The sequence below is a fragment of the Mesorhizobium sp. M4A.F.Ca.ET.020.02.1.1 genome (assembly GCF_004022645.1).
Taxonomy (GTDB): Bacteria; Pseudomonadota; Alphaproteobacteria; order Rhizobiales; family Rhizobiaceae; genus Mesorhizobium.
The window spans coordinates 1-5,198 of record NZ_RZOI01000439.1 but is presented as its reverse complement, the minus strand read 5'-3'; the positions used below and the strand labels follow the sequence as shown (position 1 = coordinate 5,198).

At 57.1% G+C, this 5,198-nt stretch carries 5 protein-coding genes; 1 reads left to right on the top strand and 4 read right to left on the bottom strand.

Annotated features, from left to right (window positions below; genetic code table 11):
* From EN742_RS23455 to EN742_RS38765, 4 genes are all read right to left on the bottom strand, one after another.
* A partial coding sequence (locus tag EN742_RS23455) for a patatin-like phospholipase family protein (protein WP_189375534.1) occupies window positions 1-360 on the bottom strand: 360 nt, incomplete at its 3' end.
* 46 nt (window positions 361-406) lie between these two features.
* A complete protein-coding gene (locus EN742_RS23450; RefSeq protein WP_126037980.1) occupies window positions 407-1,918 on the bottom strand; it encodes a hypothetical protein in 1,512 nt (503 codons plus the stop codon).
* Between the two features lie 32 nt (window positions 1,919-1,950).
* Entirely contained in the window at window positions 1,951-3,327 is a 1,377-nt protein-coding gene (locus tag EN742_RS23445) for a hypothetical protein (protein ID WP_210214476.1), read from the bottom strand.
* Complete coding sequence (locus tag EN742_RS38765) at window positions 3,231-3,851, bottom strand: hypothetical protein (protein WP_210214475.1); 621 nt, start codon at window positions 3,849-3,851, stop codon at window positions 3,231-3,233. Before EN742_RS38765 ends, EN742_RS23445 begins: the two co-directional genes overlap by 97 nt.
* Window positions 3,852-4,475: 624 nt before the next feature.
* Here EN742_RS38765 and EN742_RS23440 point away from each other — a divergent pair.
* Window positions 4,476-4,808, top strand: coding sequence for a hypothetical protein (locus tag EN742_RS23440; protein ID WP_091600491.1), 333 nt, complete (start codon window positions 4,476-4,478; stop codon window positions 4,806-4,808).
* Window positions 4,809-5,198 lie beyond the last annotated feature (390 nt).

The following is a 5,198-nucleotide window of genomic DNA, read 5'->3' as shown; positions in this document are numbered from 1 at the left end:
ATCTCTGAGAGCGGATAGCCGTGCACCCGCGAACAGATCCCGATCGTAGCTTGCGCCAAGCTTCTCCAGGCGTGTTTCGAAGGGGTCCAGGATACCTCCGATGATCGAAGAGACGGCGATCGACTTTGTCAGCAGATAGTCCGAAAGGCCCTTCAGCACATCCTGTTTGCCCCAATTCAGCGCCAAGTAGGCGCCTGCCACGCTCCCGCCGCTCACGCAGCTGATGAGATCAAGCTTGTCGAGTAAGTCGAGTTCCTGGAGAGCCGTAAACGTCCCTACATGGAACGCGGCAGCACGAAACCCGCCCCCCGAGAGCGCAATTCCAAGTTTCTTGGTTTCGCCGTTGATTAGAACGACCATCGTATACCCCCCATTGAGAATTCCCCGCCGACCCGAGCAGCTGGCATCATGAAAGGTCGAACGTCATCTCAACAAAAAGATCGCTGTGTTCGATCTTGACCGGCCGCTTTGCTGACGTCGGGTTGTTTCGGAAAGCTCGTTTTTCGACGGTTGGATTACCGTCGCCCTGAACGATGCGTCCCTTGGTCTTTTCCTGCAACGCCTTGTAAAGCTCCTCGAACGGCATCCTCCACCCGCTTCCAGGTTCCGCTCGACCCTTACCTTGAATGGCCGCGACCGCCTCTACGACCGGTATCGCGGCTACTAGTCGTGGGTCGACCATGCGCTCCAGACCGAGCGCTTTGACCGTGGCATTATGACTCCCATGGTGTCCGACCTTGTAAAAGGTTGTCCGGCGCAACAGGTCCTCTGCGGTGACAGGTTTGCCCGAGGACATAGTCTTCGCGGCGGGAGGATAGGTCTGGTCATTCCAAGACAGCCAATTCCCCACCTGGGCGTCTCCGGGAAACAGCAATACCTGGCCATCGGGGAGTTCAAACGCCAGTGCCAGGCTGGTGTTGTTTGTATCCGAATCCATCTTCAGGGCCAAAGCTTCGATGGAGCCTGTCCAGTCGCTGTCAATCCTACGCCACTTTTCGGCCGGAGCGTCATACAGTTTGCGGACCCCCGACTTGGTCGCCTTCTTGCGACGGGTTTTCTCTTTCAGGGGTCTTTGGTAAACGGCCGAGAAAGGCAGGACTGTGTCGGTTCGATTGGCAAGAAGCGAGAGCTGGGCATTTACTGTGCTTTCCGCCGCCGCGGCGGCGTCCAGACGCGTCAGATATACCTCCTTCGCCTGTCCCTTGGATGGGGTGTCTTTTCGCAGCAAAACTTCATCTCGAGGCGGGCCAAGAACAAAGGCCTTGATATTGAACTCGTCGAGGTCAATGACCTGTCCAGGCTCAAGATAAGATGTTGAATCGGCACCAGCTTTATCCTTCAGCATTTGCATGATTTCGGCCGTCCCGAAGACGCCCGATGCACCTAGCCCGTTTATGGCGACTGGCCCGGCGAAAGCGGCAAGCGCCGCTGCCGTTCGCAAGCCGGGATGCGCATCGCCTTGCGCCAGCGTGGCCGCCGCCGCCAAAGCCTGCTTTCCCTTCGAAAATCGTGCCCTTAGGACCTGAGCCTGCGGATCTTTCAGGTTTTCGGTCCAAGCCATCCAAAGCCGGCCGATGGAAACCGCACCGTCAAGGAATGCGCCTTTTTCGAACGCAAACCCGGACAGATGGTCGTAGTGCTCGTGGGTTATGACCAGCAGGTCGATCCGGTTGCCGACGGTCTTCAGGACGTCTTTCGCGATCGCTGAAATGCGGGCCGGGCCTGCCTCAACTTCGGACAGGCGCTTTTTACCGATCCGGTTCACGACCTTCGGGTCAAGTTTGGCGATCAGATCGGCTCCAGCGGCAACGTTCTGGAGGACCCCACAATCTATAAGTATGGATCGCTCCAACTCCGCGCCGCCGTCGTCCAACGTGGTGCGAATGAGGAAGCAATCGCTCAAGATGCCGCGATACATCCTGATCCTCAAGAGCTTCAATATCCCCACACCTAACCTCCCCGGTGCACCAGAGCGAACGGTTCGTCCAACGCAGTGCCGGTCGATCCCCCTTGCAGTCCATAACCGAACGCAGTCGAGCCGAAGCGGTAACCCGCAAGGAAATCGCGTTGTTGCTCCAGCCGGGCATCGTCACTAATTCGCTTTCGGACTGCGTAACGCAGGTGACCCTCCCGAAGGTCGAAGATGAGTGTGGCACCACCGCGGAACACAAAGTCCTCGCCCGACGGGTTATCGCCGTGCTTGTCTTGAAGCTCCTGTTCGTTCTGATCGTAGAAGCCGCGCCGCTGCTGTACAATTTCAATGATAAGTTGGCGGAGATCCTGGCCGTCGGGTCCTGTTCGCCGGGAGGTTCTTACAGAATGAATTTCCACGGGCGGAGCAAATCCCTTCGGGTCCCCTGGCCGGCTCAGTATCGTCTCGCGGTCGTCATACGAGATCAAACCTCGTCGGAAGACTACTCCGCACACCTCTTGCCATGGCTTATCCTCGGTGGTCCGAAAGCTCTCCGATCCCAGGATCCACCAATGCACGCTCTCCGCGTTCTCCTCAGCGGCCTTGATTGCCGTCGTCCGATCGAATTTTGGCTCCAAATCCAGGTCCAAATCGTCATAATCGGCCGCCAGATGATGGACCGGCGCCTCCCACAACAAACTGTCGACAGCCAAAGAGAGACAGCCCTCCGGGATGATACCGCGCCGCCGAAACCCTTCTATGATGGCGAGCCGATAATTAAGCACGTCATCGGGCACCAGGTCATAGTCCGCCGTTATGATTGCCCGGAGAAAATCGCCAAAGCGGACGTCTACTGGCGGCAGGTAGTCGAGGGCGCGGATGCACATTCGCATCACGTGTTCCGCCGCCTTGCTCGCCTCCCGGGTTAATCGTTTGACCAGGTCTGGATGGAGGTTCTGGTCGGGACCAATGCCGGGTCTGATGCCGGCGATTCTGAGCAGATCAGCGGTGCGGTTCTCATAGATCGACAGAAAAGCATCGAAAACGGCCGCCACCAGGACCGCGCCGCGTTCGTGAGGCTCCGTCATGTCGTCGCGCAAGATCACGGGCGCAGCGCCACTGTGATCGTCAATCGCCTCGCGAAGGGCTCCGTCCCGGCCGGTAGCCTCGCCGAACTGCCGGGCGAGGCCGCTGGGGAGGGAGCGGTTGTCGAGGCTACCGCCGTCTTTCGCAATCTGGGCGCTGACTGCTTCCTCAAGCGAAAAATGTGAGAACAGAGCGACGATATCGGCAAAGGCTTCGTGGAACGCCAAGCTGTCTACGCTGGTCGGTTCAGCAAACCGCCGGTGAAGTCCATCCAGGATAGCATGCGTGACCTCGTGAACGATGATGTCATGCGAAAGCGCGGTAAACACCCATTTGGCGCCGGCGCTGTGCGCGGACGTCTGAAATAGCCGAACAGGAGGGCCTTCTTTTCCCGGCTGTAATAAGCATTGGGCTCGCGAAGGGCATGGGGATAGATACGCAATTTATAGACCGGCTCGTATTTTCGCCCGTTGGGAACGCGACGCGGAGCCCAGAAGACTCTCCTGCCAAGCGCCCGTTCGAAAGTTCGAATAGTCTTCATTGCAACGGCGAACACCATCTGCTGGTGAAAGCGGGGATCGCCTTCCGAGGGGGCCAAGCCGTCCTGAGCCAGGAGGTAGGGGTGATTGAGGTCCACCGGCTCATAAAATTGGCCGCTGACCGGATCGATATCAATAACTTCAAGGTAGTCATTGATGGGGCCGGGCTGAATTTCTTCCTCCCAGCTCTGCTCCCAAGGTATTTTAATTGTTGCAACATTAACGCCTGCAGTCGCAGCCGACGTAGAAGCCTGCGGGTCGAAGGCATAGACCCGCAACCGGCGAACAGGCGGAGCCGTATATTGCCCCGACATGGCATTTCCCCCATCCCTAGTATTTCAAACACTACCAATTGAAATACTTACCGAGATTACACCCTCACTCTATTAGAAACATGCTCGAAACATCGGGTCAATGGCCGGCGCGCTTACAGGCATAAAAAACGGAAAATGTTCTTGCCGTATCGGAATAACCGGAGCACTCGATCACCAGACCCTGCCGGTTTACTTTCTGAAGAACGGTCGCTTTCGGGTCGTCATCACCGGGCTAGCGCGTCGCCGCCCGTCCGCACACTTCTTCTAAACCGTTCGCACTCCTGGGCTGACCTGTAGCATCCCATCTGAACGCTTGTTCAGGACGTTCAAGCCGCTTTATCAATCCCCGAAACCGCAGGCATCGTCTTCCCTAGCTGCTCCGTCGGCGGGTGACGCAGCAAGGCCGTTGATTGCTGGATCAAGGCAAGCCTGGCCACCGGGAGACGACGTAGGGGGGTCATGGCTGAGTTATCGAGTCCGTCGACATCTCAACTGTCAGAAGATGAGCGCGCCAGGATCTCAGACAATCAGCGGCGCGCCAGGCGTGAAAGGGGAAAATGGGGCGATGGCTCAGATCTTATAGTCGGTTTGATCGCCAGTATCCTGATTTTTGGATGCCTCTTTATGTTCGCCAAGAACTACGATGCGAGTAGGCCTGAACTGTTTTACCCATGTCTCCTCAGCGGCACCCTCGGGGCATCCCTTGGATGGGCAGCCGGAATATTCATATCACCTTACGGGGATGGTGAACGCGAAGCGTTTGCCAGCTTAGGAAAGCTCGTTTACGGATTTCTGAGCGGATACGCGTTCAGCAAAATCGATCCTCTGGTCATCGCCCTCCTGAAGCCGGAAGCGGCCGCGACTTCCAGCCCTGCCCTCATCTATGCGACAGTTGCGCTGGTGGCGTTTCTCACAAGCCTTGCACTCACCTACATAAGCCGCTCGTATTGGCGTTAAATGGCGATCCCTCCCGGCGTCACATTTTCCGAGGTGGGCGACATAGCGTTCGTTCATCAACATGATTGGTTGAGCCGGCTGATTGTTATCGGGCAGAAAGCGCTTGGAAGGCACGGGGCCCGATTCTCCCATGTTATGGTCTGTGTCGGTTCCGGGATTTGGGCCGATGCAACGCCAGAAAGCGGCGTGATGATTGCCGCCGAGTCAGCTATTTTCGACAGCTTAGCTCCCGGAGAGTTCCGCATCCTACGTCGACCCTCCATACTTCCGAGAGCGAGGCCAAAGCCGTCATTCAAGAACGCGTTGGACGCCCTCCAGCACGAAATCAGCAAGCAAAGTGCTTGGTTTTATGACTTCTTCTATTTTTGCTATCAGCGATATGACTACCTG

Excerpts from the sequence above, each read along its gene's own strand:
- EN742_RS23440 (WP_091600491.1), top strand. The coding sequence starts at position 4,476 with ATGTTCGCCAAGAACTACGATGCGAGTAGGCCTGAACTGTTTTACCCA.
- EN742_RS23450 (WP_126037980.1), bottom strand. The coding sequence starts at position 1,918 with ATGTATCGCGGCATCTTGAGCGATTGCTTCCTCATTCGCACCACGTTG.
- EN742_RS38765 (WP_210214475.1), bottom strand. The coding sequence starts at position 3,851 with ATGTCGGGGCAATATACGGCTCCGCCTGTTCGCCGGTTGCGGGTCTAT.